The sequence below is a fragment of the Thiogranum longum genome (assembly GCF_004339085.1).
GTDB classification, from domain to species: domain Bacteria; phylum Pseudomonadota; class Gammaproteobacteria; order DSM-19610; family DSM-19610; genus Thiogranum; species Thiogranum longum.
This window is the reverse complement of record NZ_SMFX01000001.1, coordinates 2,754,731-2,770,749: the sequence shown is the minus strand read 5'-3', so window position 1 is coordinate 2,770,749 and position 16,019 is coordinate 2,754,731. Positions and strand designations below refer to the sequence as shown.

The window sequence follows — 16,019 nt, the reverse complement described above, 5'->3', positions numbered from 1 at the left end:
TCCTCCGTCGGCGCACAAAGGGTACTGGCGTGAGGGTGCGCTTGCAATACTTCCACCCTTTAGCTACTTTGTTCGCGCAGCTAGGGGTGCTCCTGTGTCAACGGGGCTGAGAAACACCCTTCGAACCTGAACCGGTTAATACCAGCGCAGGGAAGCTGAATTCTGCAATCAGCCTTTCCCCGCTACCTACCACCACCCGAGAGAGGGGGACGTCCATGAGCGCCATTCCGGAAGAATTTGTCCAGAAAACCACCGAACTTTCCGGGGAAGTCACCCGGCCGTTTCCCGGTTCACGAAAAATATACGCACAAGGTTCGCGCCCGGACATTCGTGTCGGTATGCGCGAGATCGAGCAGGCCGAGACGGCCGCCAGCTTTGGTGCCGAGGGTAATCCGCCGATTACCGTGTACGACACCTCCGGTCCCTACACTGACCCGGACATAACCATTAACCTGCTGGAAGGCCTGCCTGCATTGCGCGCCGGCTGGATCGAGGAGCGTAGCGATAGTGAGTGCCTGGAGGGGCCAAGTTCTGAATTCGGACGCCTGCGCAGCAGCGACCCGGAACTGGCCAAACTGCGCTTCGAGCATATCAGCAAGCCACGACGCGCCAAAGCCGGCGCCAACGTGTCGCAAATGCACTACGCGCGTAAGGGCATTATTACCCCGGAGATGGAGTATGTGGCCATCCGCGAGAACCTGCGGCTGGAAAGGCTTAAGGACAGTGGCCTGCTTCGCCAGCACAAGGGTCAGAGTTTCGGTGCCAGTGTGCCGGAGCGTGTAACGCCTGAATTTGTGCGCGACGAAATTGCCCGTGGCCGCGCTATCATCCCTGCCAACATCAACCACCCGGAACTGGAGCCGATGATTATCGGCCGCAACTTCCTGGTGAAGGTCAACACCAATATCGGTAACTCTGCCGTGACCTCATCGATTGCCGAAGAAGTGGAGAAGATGGTCTGGTCGACGCGCTGGGGTGGCGATACGGTGATGGACCTGTCTACCGGCAAGAACATCCACGAAACGCGTGAATGGATCCTGCGCAACTCACCCGTACCGGTTGGCACAGTACCGATCTACCAGGCGCTGGAAAAAGTCGACGGCAAGGCTGAAGACCTGACCTGGGAACTGTTCCGCGACACCCTCATCGAACAGGCCGAGCAGGGTGTGGACTACTTTACAATCCATGCCGGTGTGCGGTTGAAATATGTGCCGCTGACAGCGGATCGTGTGACAGGCATTGTGTCGCGCGGTGGCTCGATCATGGCGAAATGGTGCCTGGCGCACCACGAAGAAAGTTTCCTGTATACCCGTTTCTCTGAAATCTGCGAAATCATGAAGGCCTACGATGTGTCCTTCTCGCTGGGTGATGGTCTGCGCCCGGGTTCACTGGCCGATGCCAACGATGCTGCCCAGTTCGGTGAACTGGAGACGCTGGGTGAGTTGACAAAAATTGCCTGGGAGCACGATGTACAGGTGATGATCGAAGGGCCGGGTCATGTTCCGATGCACCTTATCAAGGAGAACATGGACAAGGAACTGCGTGATTGCTACGAGGCGCCGTTCTACACACTGGGGCCGCTGACGACAGATATTGCGCCGGCCTATGATCACATTACTTCAGCTATAGGTGCTGCGCAGATCGGCTGGTATGGTACGGCGATGCTGTGTTACGTCACACCCAAGGAGCATCTGGGGCTGCCGAACAAGGAAGACGTTCGCGTGGGTATTATCACCTACAAGATTGCCGCACATGCCGCGGACCTGGCCAAGGGTCACCCCGGTGCGCAGGTGCGTGACAATGCCATGTCCAAGGCACGTTTCGAGTTTCGCTGGGAAGACCAGTTCAATCTTGCGCTCGACCCGGAACGTGCGCGTGAATACCACGACGAAACCCTGCCCAAGGATTCCGCCAAGGTGGCGCACTTCTGTTCCATGTGCGGGCCACATTTCTGCTCCATGAAGATTACCCAGGATGTTCGCGAGTATGCGCGTGAACACGGTATGTCGGCAGACGATGCCCTTAAACAGGGTATGCAGGAAAAATCCGTCGAGTTCGTGAAGGGCGGTGCGGAGATATACAAGAAGGCGTAAGCCAGGCTGGCTGAATCCCGGTTCGTCATTCCGGGCGTAGCGCAGTGGAGACCCGGAATCCAGTGCGTGGCGGACAAGCTTCTGGATTCCGGCATGCGCCGGAATGACGAGTCTGTGAGCCTTTGTGCTATTCAGGAACCAGCCGTACCAGAACCCGGTTGTTGGCAGCGGCAGCACGATTCCATTCAGCCGCTGTAGTGGTCGGTTCCCGTGGCGGGTAGGGAACCAGTGGCTCATTGCGCGGGGCGGCAACTATCTCCACTTCGATTGCGCCATCCTGTAGCCAGGGTGAGCTGGAAATCAGGTTCGCAAATGCCAGTGACTGGTGTGTCGATGGTGAATTGGTAGGCTGCACCGGGTTCATAATGGCACTGCACTTGTCCAGTGGCATATCATCCGGAGCGGGTTCAAAGCCCTTTTCCTGACTGCCTTGCAGGCAGAATTCTCCTACGTGTGTTTCCAGAATCAACTTGCCCGCGAAACCGGAATTGGCGAGTTGATAAAGCAATTGTGCAATGGTTTGCATGCGCGCCCCGTCGAGCGCAATTTCATCCCAGCTGTAATTCATGTCCTGGTTGAGTGCCCAGCCTACGCTGTGCCATAACGCATTGGCAGGGCCGGTGTTGTCTGCCGGTTTCCCCGGGGTGCTGGTGCGTTTTGTATCCGCCGGGGTTACGGCAGGGTTCTGCGTTGTGCTGGCCGCAGCAAGCTCCATTGTTTTGTGCTGTTGCGTCCCCGGGGTGGACTGACGGGAGGAAAAATTCCAGGCCAGTGAAAGAAATAACAGGATCGCCAGCAACACAGTTGGGAAAATAGATGGCTGTACAGGGACCGGTAATGCCTGTCGAAGGGCATCGATCTTCTCATCCAGCAAGCGATCAATTTTTTCACGACTCTGCCTTGCAATCGTATCCAGACCAAGTAGCAGATCCTTGCGGATTTCCACGCGCTGCTCGTCCAGCATTCGACGCAGCTGTATCGGTACGGGGGCATCTTCATCTGTCTGTTTGTCACCGGCTGTAGCCGTTACAACCGGAATATCCAGGAAGTCTCGTGAACGCAGGTCGTCCAGGCGTTCGGAGGCATATTCACCGTCTGCTTCATCTGCATCTTCAATGTTACGCCGCTCATCGACCAGGCCGATGCGTTTCAGTGATTCATACAGTTCGGCAGGAGCCACAGTTTTTGGCAGTACACCTACAGCACCCAGTGCGCGTGCCTGGCCAAGGTACAGGTCACCGCCTTTCGAGGTATACATCATCACCGGGATGGTGGCTGTCTGCGGGTTTCCCTTTATGGCACGTACCGCCTCGAATCCGTCCATGCCGGGCATCATGTGGTCCATGAAAATGGCATCCGGGCGATTAACGATAAGGTATTCCAGTGCCTCGGTAGCTGACTCGGCGGTGTCGACGATCAGTCCGTGCTTTTCCAGCATGCGGCGTAGCACCAGCCGGGCAGATTTTGAGTCGTCAACAACCAGTACGCGTTTCTGTCTTGACATCACTGTCTCCCGGGTCTCGATGACGGGTGTTTTTTAGTAGACAAAAAATTCCTTTAGTGCCTTGTACAGGTACTCTGTATCCTGGCTGCCGGCCAGTTCGCGAATGGAGTGCATGGCAAAGGTCGGAACACCTGCATCCAGTGTGCGAACACCGATATTGCTGGCGGTTACAGGTCCGATGGTGCTGCCACAGGCCATGTCACTGCGTACCACGAAAGACTGGACGGGTACACCTGCGCGTTCGCACAGCAGGCGAAACAGTGCTGCCGTTTCACTGTTGGTGGCGTACCGCTGACTGGCATTGGTTTTAATGACCGGGCCGTGGTTCAGCAATGGACCATGGTTACCATCGTGTTTGTCGGCGTAGTTCGGGTGAATGCCGTGTGCGTTATCGACAGAAACCATCCATGAACGGTCAATGCAACGCGCCATTGATTCGCTGTCGCTACACAGGCGTTGTAAAACCGACTTCAGGAACGGGCCGTCTGCACCGCAGGCCGAAGTGCTGCCAACCTCTTCATGGTCATTGCAAACCAGCAGCTTTGAGCGGCTGTTGTCACTGTCGAGCAACGCCCGCAGTCCGATATAGCAACTGAGCAGGTTGTCCAGTCGTGCTGCAGCAAGAAAGTCTCCGTTGAGCCCGATTTGTGCGGGAGGCTGACAGTCGTAGAGTGACAGCTCGAATTCAAGGACCTCTTCGATATCCAGCCGGGGGTGTTGCTTGCGAACCGTGTCACGCAGCAGTTTCCTGAAACCTGGCGGGGAGCCCTCCTCATCAGTTTGCATCAGGATCGGCGGCAGGTGCTTTTGTGCATTAATGCTGCGTGATTTATTGGCATCCCGATCAAGGTGTATGGCCAGGCTGGGTATGCTGGCGACGGCCTGTTTAAAGTCAACAAGTACATGTCCCAGTTTTTTGCTGGAATCCTGGTAGCTTACCCGGCCGGCAATAGACAGGTCGCGGTCAAACCAGGGGTTGAGCAATGCGCCGCCGTATACTTCAACACCCAGCTGGTAGTAACCCTGCTGCACTGTCACGGGTTGTGGCTTGATGTGCAGGCAGGGGCTGTCCGTATGTGCGCCTGCCATGCGGAAGCCATGTTCCGATGGGGGTTGTTCGCCCAGTGTAAAGGCAACAAGAGAGGACCCGTTGCGGGTAACAAAGTAGCGTCCTCCCGTAACGGTTTGCCAGCGCTCGGCTTCGTGCAGTTCTTCAAAACCGGCATCCAGGAGTGGTGAGCGCAGATTGTCTGTGGCGTGGAAAGGGGTCGGTGAGCGCTGGATGAAATCGAGCAGGCTTGAGTTCAGGTTACTGTCCATCAGGTATTTCCCGGCGAGTTGTGACCGCGTTGTTGTTTGCGTTGTGTGGCATTGTGCAGAATTTTCAGACGTTGTGCATCGTCGGCTTCACCCCAGGCGCAGATTTCCGTCAGGCTGCGGTAACAACCCAGGCAGATATCATCTTCATCGAGACAGCAGTTGCGAATGCAGGGTGAATTAATGGCGGGCGGCTGTGCGGGTGAGCCATCCCGGTCAGGCATAAAGATTCAGGCGTACGCGCCGGGGACGCTGATCGGAATTATTGTCGGTGGCATCAATCGTGCGACGATTGTCGATGGCGCGCCGGTCGTGTTTGCTGCGTGTGTCGAGCAAAACCGGAACCTGTTGTTTGCGTCGCTCGGCGCCTGCACGACGCTCATCGGCACGGCGTTCCCCATGCGGCGCAGATTCGCGGCGGTTGCCTTCGCCGATACGCAGGGCATGTGCAGACGGGTAGGGCGAAACGGCGTCGACATTACGAGTAATGACGGGGCGCCTGTTATCGGCCTTGAGGCGTTGTACGCCTGCATCTTCCGGAACGAGAGTGATCCATTGCATGCGTCAAAGTATAGCGTTTTTGTAGCGCCCGGGGTACTGCAAGGTTGTTTCAGTGCCAGGTGTGGTGGTATTCACTGCTAGTTAATTATTTGAAGATAAAGAGCTTTTCCCGATCGGGACAACGTTGTTGTCATCGACCAGCGGTTCTGGCCGACTGAAATAGTAACCCTGTGCATAGTCCACCCCGATGTCTCGTAGCTGCCTCACAATAGCCTCGTTCTCGACAAATTCGGCAATGGTGCGAATGCTCAGCGCATGTCCGACCTGGTGTATTGCCTCGACGATTGCACGATTCATCGGGTTGGTATCCATATCTTTCACAAAGCTGCCATCAATTTTAAGAAAGTCCACCGGCAGGTTTTTCAGGTAACCGAAAGAACTGAGTCCACTGCCAAAATCGTCGAGAGAGAACCTGCAGCCAAGTTTTTTCAGGGTCTTGATAATGTGGCTGGCCCTGGCCAGGTTGAAGACTGCGGCCGTTTCCGTCACCTCGAAACACAGAAGTTCGGTACGAATCCGGTATTCACGGATCTTCTGTACGATGTATTCGGAAAAGTTTTCGTCGTTGAGTGAATTTCCGGACAGGTTAATCGAGTAAATGCCCTCGTCACCTTGCTGCTGAAATAATTTCAGCTGCTGGAAAGCCTTGTCGATGACCCACCGGTCAAGGCTATTCATCAGGTTGTAGCGTTCTGCAGCAGGGATAAAATTGCCGGGTGGGATAATGGTGCCGTCCACGGAACGCATGCGTACCAGTAATTCGTAGTGCGGTGTTGTTTCCATTTCATCCAGCGAGGTGATTTCCTGCCGGTAAAGTACGAAGCGGTCTTCCTCCAGTGCCTCGGTGATACGGGATACCCAGTGCATTTCGTTGTGTCGTTGACCAAGGTCGATGTCGCTTTCTTCATAGACGTGAATGCGGTTTCTGCCGGACTCCTTGGCAACGTAGCAGGCCACATCAGCCGCGCTGAGTATCAGTGAGGCATTGCGGGTATCACGCTGGATGGGCACCATGCCGATACTGACCCCGATATCAAACCGTCGTTCTTCCCACTGGTAGGTGAAATGACTGAAGGTTGTCAGCAATTGGTTGGCAACTTCCCTTGCCTGCTCCATGGAGACATTTTCAAGCAGCACCCCGAATTCGTCACCGCCCAGCCTCGCCAGCGAGGAGTTGGTGGGTACATTCTGCAGCAACAGGCGACTGAGCTGCCTCAGCAGTTCATCGCCGGCATCATGACCGCAGGTGTCGTTGATTACCTTGAACTGGTCAAGATCGAGGTACAGCAGGGCGTGCTCCTGTTCACTCGATGCGAGCAGGTTGTTCAGTCGTTCGGCAAATTCACGTCGGTTGACCAGTCCGGTCAGGCTGTCATGGGTCGCCTCCCAGGTCATCTGCCGTGCCATACGTCGTTCGCGAGTCACGTCGTGGAATACCAGTACCACGCCGATGACACGGTTATCCCGGTCGAAAATCGGGGCGGCAGAATCTTCGATATGAAATTCCTGCCCATCACGATTGACCAGCAGACATTGTTCGCTGAGGCTGACGACCTGCCTGGTGCGCAAGCTGATGGAGGCGGGACTTTCTATTGAGATACGTGTGGCTTCGTTGGTCAGTGGCAGCACTTCCATAAGCGGGTGGCCCTGGGCTTCGTTGCTGCTCCAGCCAGTGACGCGTTCTGCAACCGGGTTCATGTAGTCGACACGCCCGTCTGCATCGGTGGTAATGACGCCATCGCCAATGGAGTGCAGGGTAACCAGTGCGCGTTCACGCTCCTGGTACAGTGCTTCCTCGGCGCGCTTGCGGTCAGACCTGTCACGGACATCGCGCAATTCACGGTCGATAGCGGGCACCAGCCGTGTAAGATTGTCTTTCATGATGTAGTCATTTGCGCCTAAGCGCATGGCTTCAACGGCGATTTCCTCACCAACAGTGCCGGACACCAGGATGAACGGGGTATTTCTGTTATGTTCACGCAGGATGCGCAATGCCTCAAGGCCACTAAAACCCGGCATGGCATAATCCGATACGACAATTTGCCAGTCGTGATCCTGCAGTGCCTGTTTCAGTGAGTCGGCATTATCGACGCGTATGTAGTCTGGCGTATACCCGGCACGCCTGAGTCTGACCAGTAATAGCTGGGCATCATCGTCGTTGTCTTCGACAAGTAACATCCTTATTGGTGCTGTCATATCGCTTCCATTTGCTGCATTTTTATATTTATACGACGCACGGGTTGTCAGAGTTCAGTGCGTTGCCAATGACCTGATTTTCCGCCCTGCTTCTCCAGTAGACGCACCTCGTGCAAAATCATGCCGCGATCAACGGCCTTGCACATATCGTAAACCGTTAACAAGGCAATCTGTACGGCGGTCAGTGCCTCCATTTCAACGCCTGTCTGCCCGCGTGTTTCCACCGTGGCGCGGCAGTAAACCGAGGCCGGTTCGTCACGGGTTTCAAATTCCAGCTCTACGCGTGTCAAGGCGAGTGGGTGACACAGTGGTATCAGGTCGGCGGTTTTCTTGGCGGCCATGATGCCGGCGATGCGCGCCACGCCAAGAACATCGCCTTTCCTGTTATCGCCATGACGGATGTGCTGCAGCGTAGCGGGAAGCATGGCGATCCAGCCATCGGCAGTAGCGCAGCGACTCGATACAGCCTTGTCGCCGACATCGACCATGTGCGCTTCACCGGCTGCATTGAAGTGAGTAAGTTTGCCCATACCTGCCTGTTCGCCATTCCACATCTGCCCACGTTGTCCGTGGTAAACTTGTATCGGTAGATTTCCCGGAATCTTTTCGTGTGGTTACCTGTCACTATAGGTGGCCGCTGAGCATGCCGCAACGCAGGATGGAATTAAAGTGCAGATTACAGTCAGGTTGTTTGCCGGTTTGCGTGAGCGTTATGGCATGGATGTGATGACAGTTTCGGTGCCCGGAAATATTACGGTAAGCGAGGTGTGGAGTCTTGTGTTGCCGGAAGAACCCTTGCCTGACAACGTGTTAGCCGCACAGAATATGGAATACGTTGATTATGAGTCTGCTGTTGCCGATGGCGATGAAATCGCTTTTTTCCCGCCAGTGACCGGGGGCGCTTCGTGAACGTTGTCATAACCGACCAGCCATTCGACCCCTGGCAGCAGATTCAAACCTTGCAGATTGGCGGGTTAAAAGGTGGTGCGGCAGACTTTGGTGCGACCGCAGTATTTGTCGGCACCCTGCGCGATTTCAACGAAGGTGACGCGGTCGAAGGCATGTTCCTTGAACACTATCCCGGTATGACCGAGCGTTACCTGGAAAAAATCAGTGCCGAAGCGGCTGACCGTTGGCAGCTGGTCGATACCCTGATCGTGCATCGTGTCGGGGAGTTGCGGCCAGCCGATCCGATTGTGCTGGTTGCCGTCTGGTCCGCACACCGCAAGGCAGCGTTTGATGCCAGTCGCTGGCTGATGGAAGCGCTTAAATCACATGCGCCGTTCTGGAAGAAAGAACAACTGAAAGAAGGCAGTCGCTGGGTCGAACACAATACACCGGGCTAGGCGGGCAGGTATCAGGAAGCCGCCTGTGTATCCGCAGTGGTGTCGATCTCTACATCGTGAGCCGTGAACGTCATCGTATCCAGGTCGCCCATCACCCAGGTCGCCGGTGCGGCAACACCGCCAACTGTGCCGGGGTTGACCATATGGGTTTCGCCGCCTTTTATGTTGGCTACGGTTTCTATCCGTATTTCGTGATCGTGTCCGCAGCACACCAGGTCCCAGTCACCGGTGGTTGCCATGGCGCGTGCATAATGCGGATAGTGCACCATAAAAATCTTGCGCCCGCCCAGTTCGATGCCGGCATCCTGCCCGTAAAAAGTGATCAGATTGCCCGGCTGGCTGGCGATGCGCGCCATCATGTACAAGTCACCACTGTTATTGCCGTGGATGACGTGTATCGGCAACCCGAAGGGTTTCAGCACGCCCAGTGTGCTAGGTGCGACCACGTCGCCACAGTGCAGCACGGCCTCGGCACCGGCGTTTTTGGCCGCGCTAACGGCGGCTGCCAGCAGCAAGCGATGGTCGTGACTGTCGGATACGATGCAAACCTTCATGGCGATACTCAGAAATGGGGTTTTTCGGGAGCTTTCTTGAACAATTCGACACTGTCGAGAATTTCCTTGCGAGCTTCGTCGATACCGGCCCAGCCGTCAACACGAACCCACTTGCCTTCATCCAGGTCCTTATAGTGTTCGAAGAAATGCGCTACCTGCTCAAGAATGCTCGGCGGCAGGTCACGGAAGTCCTGAACCCGGCGGTATTCCTTGCACAGCTTGTCGATTGGCACGGCCAGTACCTTGGCATCGTCCCCGGATTCATCGGTCATTTTCAGCACCCCGACCGGTCGGCAGCGTACCACGGAACCGCTGATCAGGGGCACAGGCGTGAGCACAAGCACATCAACCGGGTCGCCATCAGGTGATAGCGTGTGGGGAACGTAGCCGTAATTGCACGGATAGTGCATGGCGGTGTTCATGAAGCGATCGACGAACATGGCGCCGGTTTCTTTATCGACTTCATATTTCACCGGATCGGCGTGGGCCGGGATTTCGATAATGACGTTAATGTCATTGGGCAGATCCGTACCGGAGCTGACGCGATCAAGATTCATGGGAGTCTCCCATCAAGAGCATAAAAAGGCCAGTGATTATAGCGGATCTGTATTAGGAAAGCCTGATTTAATTATTCAGGTGGTGTGGTTCGGGGCGGCGGGGGTGTACCCGTTTCGACGGTTTGCCCGCTACGCAGGTTCCCTGTGCTTCTCGCAAAACGCGGCGTTTGCCCAAACTCGCGGTACGCGCCGTGCGCGAACCGCTCAAACAGGGCTCTCTTCTTCCGCGTTTCGCTGCGATGCTCGGCTGCACCGACTCACCGGGTACACCCCCGCCGCCCCGAACCAGTCAGTGTGTGGCAGATTCCGTGTGGCCGGCACATGCTGTTGATAGCTACCTACGTCATTCCGGCGAATGCCGGTATCCATCTCATTGAAACCAATGGATTCTGGCATACGCCAGAATGACGGTATATGAATTAATCAAATGCTCTTCAAGTTCGGTACAGGCTTTTGCTATTCGGTGAGCGTGAAATTCGCACAGATCCAGTCAGCGAGGCGGCCAAGAAGGTTCAGGCATCGATGCAGCCGAGCATCGCAGACGTTTTGCGATCAAGCGAGCGTTGTCTGAGCGGTTCGCGCACAGCGCGTACCGCGAGTTTAGCGAGCGCGCAAAATGTCGAGAAGCGCAGGGAACCCGCGCAGCGGGCAAATCGCAGCCTGAACCTTCTTGGCCGCCTCACTGACGATAAAAACCACCAGAAACAAAAACGCCCCCGGCCCTGGAAGAGCCGGGGGCGTCACACCCGTTAAAACTACAGCAGCGGCACAATCATCAATGCAACAATATTGATGATCTTGATCAACGGATTGATCGCAGGTCCCGCCGTGTCCTTGTACGGGTCACCCACCGTATCACCGGTTACCGCAGCTTTATGAGCATCGGAGCCCTTGCCGCCGAAGTTGCCGTCCTCGATATACTTTTTGGCATTGTCCCAGGCGCCACCACCGGTGGTCATGGAAATCGCCACAAACAGACCGGTGACGATGGTGCCGATTAACAGGCCGCCCAGCGCTTCCTTGCCCAGTGTCAGGCCAACCACTACCGGTACCAGTACAGGCAATAGTGACGGAATCACCATTTCCTTGATGGCCGACTTGGTGAGCATGTCCACTGCCCTGGAGTAATCCGGCTTCTGGGTGTAGTCCATGATGCCCGGCATTTCGCGGAACTGGCGACGTACTTCGTTGACGATGCCACCGGCAGCACGGCCCACGGCTTCCATTGCCATAGCGCCGAACAGGTAGGGTACCAGGCCGCCAATGAACAGGCCGATGATGACCATGTGGTTGTCCAGCGAGAAGTTCAGTGCTTCGCCGTTACCCTGTCCCGCCAGCGCGTGGGTGTAATCGGCAAACAACACCAGGGCTGCAAGACCTGCGGAACCGATGGCGTAGCCCTTGGTTACGGCCTTGGTGGTATTACCGACAGCATCCAGCGGGTCGGTAATGTTGCGGATTTTCTCATCCAGTTCGGCCATCTCGGCAATACCGCCAGCGTTGTCAGTGATAGGACCATAGGCGTCCAGCGCCACAATGATGCCGGTCATGGACAGCATGGAGGTTGCAGCAATGGCAATCCCGTACAGGCCGGCCAGTTCGTAAGCACCCCAGATAGACGCGCAAACGGCGAGAACCGGGGCAGCGGTGGATTTCATGGAAACGCCCAGGCCGGCAATCACGTTGGTGCCGTCGCCAGTGGTGGAGGCTTCGGCGATGTGGCGAACCGGGGAGAATTCCGTGGCCGTGTAGTACTCGGTGATTACCACCATGGCGGCCGTCAGCGCCAGTCCGATCAGTCCGCAATAGAACAGGTTCATACTATCGACACTGACACCATCCAGCATGACCGAGTCACCCATAACCTGCTGAGTGACGAAGTAGAAGGCGCCTGCCGCCAGCACACCGGCCACGATCAGGCCCCGATACAGGGCATTCATGATCTTGCCACCGTCGCGTGCCTTGACGAAGAAGGTGCCGATAATAGAAGCAATAATCGACACACCACCGAGCACCAGTGGATAGGTTGCTGCAGCCGAACCCATGTCCTTCAATAACAGGCCGCCCAGCAGCATGGTAGCCACTACGGTTACTGCGTAGGTTTCGAACAGGTCGGCTGCCATGCCGGCACAGTCACCGACATTGTCACCGACGTTGTCGGCAATGACCGCCGGGTTGCGCGGGTCATCTTCGGGGATACCGGCTTCCACCTTGCCGACGATATCCGCGCCGACATCCGCGCCCTTGGTGAAGATACCGCCACCAAGACGGGCGAAAATGGAAATCAGCGAACCACCGAAGGCCAGCCCGATCAGTGGGTGGATGGGGTCTTCAACGCCGCTGACCAGTAGTGCTGTATAAAATCCGGCAACACCCAGCAGCCCGAGCCCAACCACCAGCATGCCGGTAATGGCGCCACCGCGGAAGGCAATCTGCATGGCAGCGTTGAGACCGTCGTTGGCGGCTTCGGCGGTACGCACATTGGCACGGACCGACACGTTCATGCCGATGTAGCCTGTCAGTCCGGAGAAGATGGCGCCAATGGCGAAACCGCCTGCGGTTATCCAGTCAATAAAAATGCCGATCAGCACCAGCAGCGCGACACCCGCCATACCGATGGTGGTGTATTGCCGGTTCAGGTAGGCCTTTGCGCCTGCCTGAATGGCTGCGGCAATTTCCTGCATGCGTTCATTACCGGCCGGCTTGGCCAGTATCCATTGTGTAGACACAATGCCATACAGGATGGCAGCGGCCGCACAGGCCAGTACAAAAATCAGTTCAGCGGACATGTTAGTTCCTCCAACAACAGTTTCTACGGTGCGATACGCGGTACTTTACGGGGGAGACTGTATTTGTTTCTTGCCGTGCTTTTTCCAGCGTCATCCCGTCACCACAAAAAAAGGGGTGCGTTTCAGCACCCCTTGTCTAGCCGTTTTTACTTGACCTTGAAGTCGGCAAGTTTTTTTCTTGCCGGCGCGTTCTTGAGTTGAACGTATTTCGGCATGCCGTCCTTGCCATAAGGCGGGTAGTCTTCACCCGCAATCAACGGTTCCAGGTACTCGCGACACTTTTTGGTAATGCCGAAGCCGTCCCTGCTGATAAAGCCCTTGGGCATCATCTTCTCGACGTTGGCGACACGCGACAGCTTGGCCTCGCCGATCTTCCAGCGGTAGGGCTTGCTGGATGTGCGTTTGATAGTCGGCATCACCGAGTTCTTGCCCTGCAGTGCCATCTCCACGGCCGCCTTGCCCATGGCGTAGGCCTGCTCCACGTCGGACTTCGAGGCAATGTGGCGTGCGGAGCGTTGCAGGTAATCCGCAACCGCCCAGTGATATTTGTAGCCAAGCTTGTCGCGGATCAGACCAGCGATAACCGGTGCCACACCACCCAGCTGTGCATGACCAAAGGCATCCTTGAGGCCCTGGTCGGCAAGGAAGTTGCCGGAACGGTCCTGTACGCCTTCGGATACGACAATCGAGCAGTAGCCGTACTGCTTGACCTTTTCTTTTACCAGTTTCAGGAATTTGCCCTGGCTGAATTTTACTTCCGGGAACAGGATGACGATAGGCAGGTCGACGTTCTCGGTGGCGGCCATACCGCCGGCGGCAGCGATCCAGCCGGCGTGGCGCCCCATGACTTCCAGCACGAAGATCTTGGTTGACGTTGCGCACATGGATGCAACGTCAAAACTGGCTTCGCGAGTGGATACGGCAATGTACTTGGCGACAGAGCCGAAGCCGGGGCAGTTATCGGTGATCGGCAGATCGTTGTCGACGGTCTTGGGTACGTGTATCGCCTGGATGGGATAACCGGTTGCCTTGGACAGCTGCGAGACTTTCAGGCAAGTGTCAGCGGAGTCACCGCCACCGTTATAGAAAAAGTAACCGATGTTGTGTGCAGCGAAGACCTCGATCAGCCGATCGTATTCGCGCTTGTTGGCTTCAAGGCTCTTCATCTTGTAGCGGCAGGAACCGAAGGCACCGGAAGGTGTGTGACGCAGCGCGGCAATAGCGCGTGCGGATTCCTTGCTGGTGTCGATGAGGTCTTCGGTCAGCGCGCCGATGATGCCGTTACGTCCGGCATACACTTTGCCGATCTTGTCCTTGTGTTTGCGTGCGGTTTCGATCACGCCGCAGGCACTGGCGTTGATGACAGCGGTTACGCCGCCTGACTGCGCATAAAATGCGTTTTTCTTTTCTGTGGATCGTGCCATGTATCAATACTCCTGAAGCAGTTTTGTAAAATTCGGCTGTGAGGCTGTCAGCCCGGTACGGGAGCGGCCAGGATGCCGTTCGGTTTCGGCCGGCCGGAGCTCTGGCGTTCCGCCATAACGCTCCTGTAAGGTGGACCTGATAATCCACAATTCATTGTCTGTGAAGTCGGGAACCCGGTTCATTCTGGTGCTGTTTAATCCCTGCGAGCTTCGAAAAGGCGCCCAATCATAGAGCAAAAAGCAATGAAATTCAGGTGCTTTGTTTGACTTGGGGCTTGTAGGGGCGGTAGCTTAATCACTGGACGGTGTTTCAGCTAAGAAAACTATTGTATGTCCCTATGAAAAAACTTTTATTTGCCAGCGCTTCCCGAAAACCATGGGTTGGCTGATAAATGCAATAAAAATCAATGACACAGCGAGTGTGAGAGGACTATGAGGATTGTGCTATTGGGAGCGCCCGGGTGCGGAAAGGGCACGCAGGGACATCGATTGGCAAAGCATTACAAGATTCCGGAAATCTCTACCGGCGACCTTCTGAGGGAGGCCGTGGCGGCCGGAACGCCGCTTGGCAAGGCGGCGAAAGTCGTAATGGACGCCGGTCAGCTGGTTTCCGACGAAATCGTGCTGGGCGTCATTCGCGAGCGACTTTCCCGCAGCGATGCCCGCAAGGGCTTCATTCTGGATGGTTTTCCGCGAAATCTGGCGCAGGCCGAGCAGCTGGATGAGTTGCTTGGGCAGCTGAGCCAGCCCATTGACCTGGCACTGCTGATCGATGTCGATGTCGATACCATCATGCAGCGCCTGTTCGGGCGACGTACCTGTGTGTCCTGCGGCGCCAGTTACAACATTTTCTATGCTCCGCCGAAAATGGATGGCCGTTGCGACGAATGCGGCGGCCGTTTGCGACGCCGTTCGGATGACAATGAAGAAACCATTGGCAATCGCCTGAGAATCTATGAGCTGCAGACCCTGCCGGTGGTGGAGTATTACCGTGAACAGGAAATTCTGCGGCAGGTGCAGGGGACAGGTGAGCCGGATGATGTATTTCAGGCGGTGCTGAAAGTTGCGGAGGAGGCGAGGAAGACATTTCCAAGCCGTGACCGTTCCGCAGCCATACGTCGTGCTGTGGCGCGCAAGCTGCTGGAACAGCGTGAGGGTGATGCTGCACCGGTGCTTGAAGAGGGCAAGGCACGGGCAAAGAAGGCCCCGCCTGAGAAGAAGCCGGTCGCCAGCAAGAAAGCTGTTGCGAAGAAGACGGCGAGCAAGAAAAAAACAGCGGTAAAAAAGAAAGCCGTGGCAAAAAAAGCGCTAGTGAAAAAGAAGGTCGGCAATAAAAAGGCTGTCGCCAGAAAGGTGCCTGCAAAAAAGAAAGCCACAGCGAAGAAGAAAGCAGTTGCCAGCAAGAAGACTGTCACGAAGAAGCTGGTCAGCAAGAAAAAAACAGCAGTAAAAAAGAAAGCTGTGGCAAAAAAGAAAACGGCGGTAAAGAAGAAAGCCACAGCAAAGAAGAAAACTGCAGCAAAGAAGAAAGCTGTTCGCAAGCGACGCTGAGTACAATTATCCGGCTTCCGTCATTCCGGCGAAGGCCGGAATCCATGACTCGTGAAGCGGATCCCGTGCTGCCCTGGTGGAGCACCAATAGCAAGAACGCAGTGCATCGCAGGATGGGCCTGTCAAG

At 55.9% G+C, this 16,019-nt stretch carries 13 protein-coding genes, 1 pseudogene and 1 riboswitch; of the genes and pseudogenes, 4 read left to right on the top strand and 10 right to left on the bottom strand.

Annotated elements, in window-relative coordinates; genetic code table 11:
• Positions 1 to 72 precede the first annotated feature (72 nt).
• A riboswitch (TPP riboswitch) is annotated at positions 73 to 170 on the top strand.
• Between the two features lie 45 nt (positions 171 to 215).
• Entirely contained in the window at positions 216 to 2,093 is a 1,878-nt protein-coding gene (thiC, locus tag DFR30_RS13475) for a phosphomethylpyrimidine synthase ThiC (RefSeq protein WP_132974099.1), read from the top strand.
• A 127-nt stretch (positions 2,094 to 2,220) separates the two neighbouring features.
• On the opposite strand, the gene DFR30_RS13470 is transcribed toward thiC, so the two are convergent.
• From DFR30_RS13470 to moaC, 6 genes are all read right to left on the bottom strand, one after another.
• On the bottom strand, positions 2,221 to 3,597 hold the full coding sequence (locus DFR30_RS13470) for a response regulator (RefSeq protein ID WP_132974097.1): 1,377 nt from the start codon (positions 3,595 to 3,597) through the stop codon (positions 2,221 to 2,223).
• A 33-nt stretch (positions 3,598 to 3,630) separates the two neighbouring features.
• A complete protein-coding gene (locus tag DFR30_RS13465) occupies positions 3,631 to 4,917 on the bottom strand; it encodes a M18 family aminopeptidase (protein WP_132974095.1) in 1,287 nt (428 codons plus the stop codon).
• Positions 4,917 to 5,138, bottom strand: coding sequence for a DUF1289 domain-containing protein (locus tag DFR30_RS13460; RefSeq protein WP_132974093.1), 222 nt, complete (start codon positions 5,136 to 5,138; stop codon positions 4,917 to 4,919). Before DFR30_RS13460 ends, DFR30_RS13465 begins: the two co-directional genes overlap by 1 nt.
• Positions 5,131 to 5,475 (bottom strand): hypothetical protein, encoded by a 345-nt coding sequence (locus tag DFR30_RS13455; RefSeq protein ID WP_132974091.1) that lies wholly within the window; start codon positions 5,473 to 5,475, stop codon positions 5,131 to 5,133. The genes DFR30_RS13460 and DFR30_RS13455 overlap by 8 nt, the downstream gene beginning before the upstream one ends.
• 81 nt (positions 5,476 to 5,556) lie before the next feature.
• Entirely contained in the window at positions 5,557 to 7,671 is a 2,115-nt protein-coding gene (locus DFR30_RS13450; RefSeq protein WP_132974089.1) for a GGDEF domain-containing response regulator, read from the bottom strand.
• A 47-nt stretch (positions 7,672 to 7,718) separates the two neighbouring features.
• A complete protein-coding gene (moaC, locus tag DFR30_RS13445) occupies positions 7,719 to 8,201 on the bottom strand; it encodes a cyclic pyranopterin monophosphate synthase MoaC (protein WP_132974087.1) in 483 nt (160 codons plus the stop codon).
• Between the two features lie 139 nt (positions 8,202 to 8,340).
• On the opposite strand from moaC, the gene DFR30_RS13440 reads away from it, so the two are divergent.
• Together DFR30_RS13440 and DFR30_RS13435 are read left to right on the top strand one after the other, a co-directional pair.
• Positions 8,341 to 8,580, top strand: coding sequence for a MoaD/ThiS family protein (locus DFR30_RS13440; protein WP_132974085.1), 240 nt, complete (start codon positions 8,341 to 8,343; stop codon positions 8,578 to 8,580).
• Positions 8,577 to 9,017 (top strand): molybdenum cofactor biosynthesis protein MoaE, encoded by a 441-nt coding sequence (locus DFR30_RS13435; protein WP_132974083.1) that lies wholly within the window; start codon positions 8,577 to 8,579, stop codon positions 9,015 to 9,017. The genes DFR30_RS13440 and DFR30_RS13435 overlap by 4 nt, the downstream gene beginning before the upstream one ends.
• Positions 9,018 to 9,028: 11 nt before the next feature.
• Here DFR30_RS13435 and DFR30_RS13430 read toward each other — a convergent pair whose 3' ends face one another.
• From DFR30_RS13430 to DFR30_RS13415, 4 genes are all read right to left on the bottom strand, one after another.
• Positions 9,029 to 9,571 carry a metallophosphoesterase family protein gene (locus tag DFR30_RS13430; protein ID WP_132974081.1) on the bottom strand — a complete coding sequence of 181 codons (543 nt, stop codon included), beginning with the start codon at positions 9,569 to 9,571 and terminating at the stop codon, positions 9,029 to 9,031.
• Between the two features lie 8 nt (positions 9,572 to 9,579).
• Complete coding sequence (gene ppa / locus DFR30_RS13425; protein WP_132974079.1) at positions 9,580 to 10,128, bottom strand: inorganic diphosphatase; 549 nt, start codon at positions 10,126 to 10,128, stop codon at positions 9,580 to 9,582.
• 755 nt (positions 10,129 to 10,883) lie between these two features.
• Positions 10,884 to 12,917 carry a sodium-translocating pyrophosphatase gene (locus DFR30_RS13420; protein WP_132974077.1) on the bottom strand — a complete coding sequence of 678 codons (2,034 nt, stop codon included), beginning with the start codon at positions 12,915 to 12,917 and terminating at the stop codon, positions 10,884 to 10,886.
• 146 nt (positions 12,918 to 13,063) lie between these two features.
• Positions 13,064 to 14,341, bottom strand: a complete 1,278-nt coding sequence (locus DFR30_RS13415) for a 6-phosphofructokinase (RefSeq protein WP_132974075.1) — start codon at positions 14,339 to 14,341, stop codon at positions 13,064 to 13,066.
• A gap of 432 nt (positions 14,342 to 14,773) precedes the next feature.
• Here DFR30_RS13415 and DFR30_RS14610 point away from each other — a divergent pair.
• A pseudogene (locus tag DFR30_RS14610) lies at positions 14,774 to 15,421 on the top strand (adenylate kinase); the annotation flags it as partial.
• Between the last annotated feature and the right edge of the window lie 598 nt (positions 15,422 to 16,019).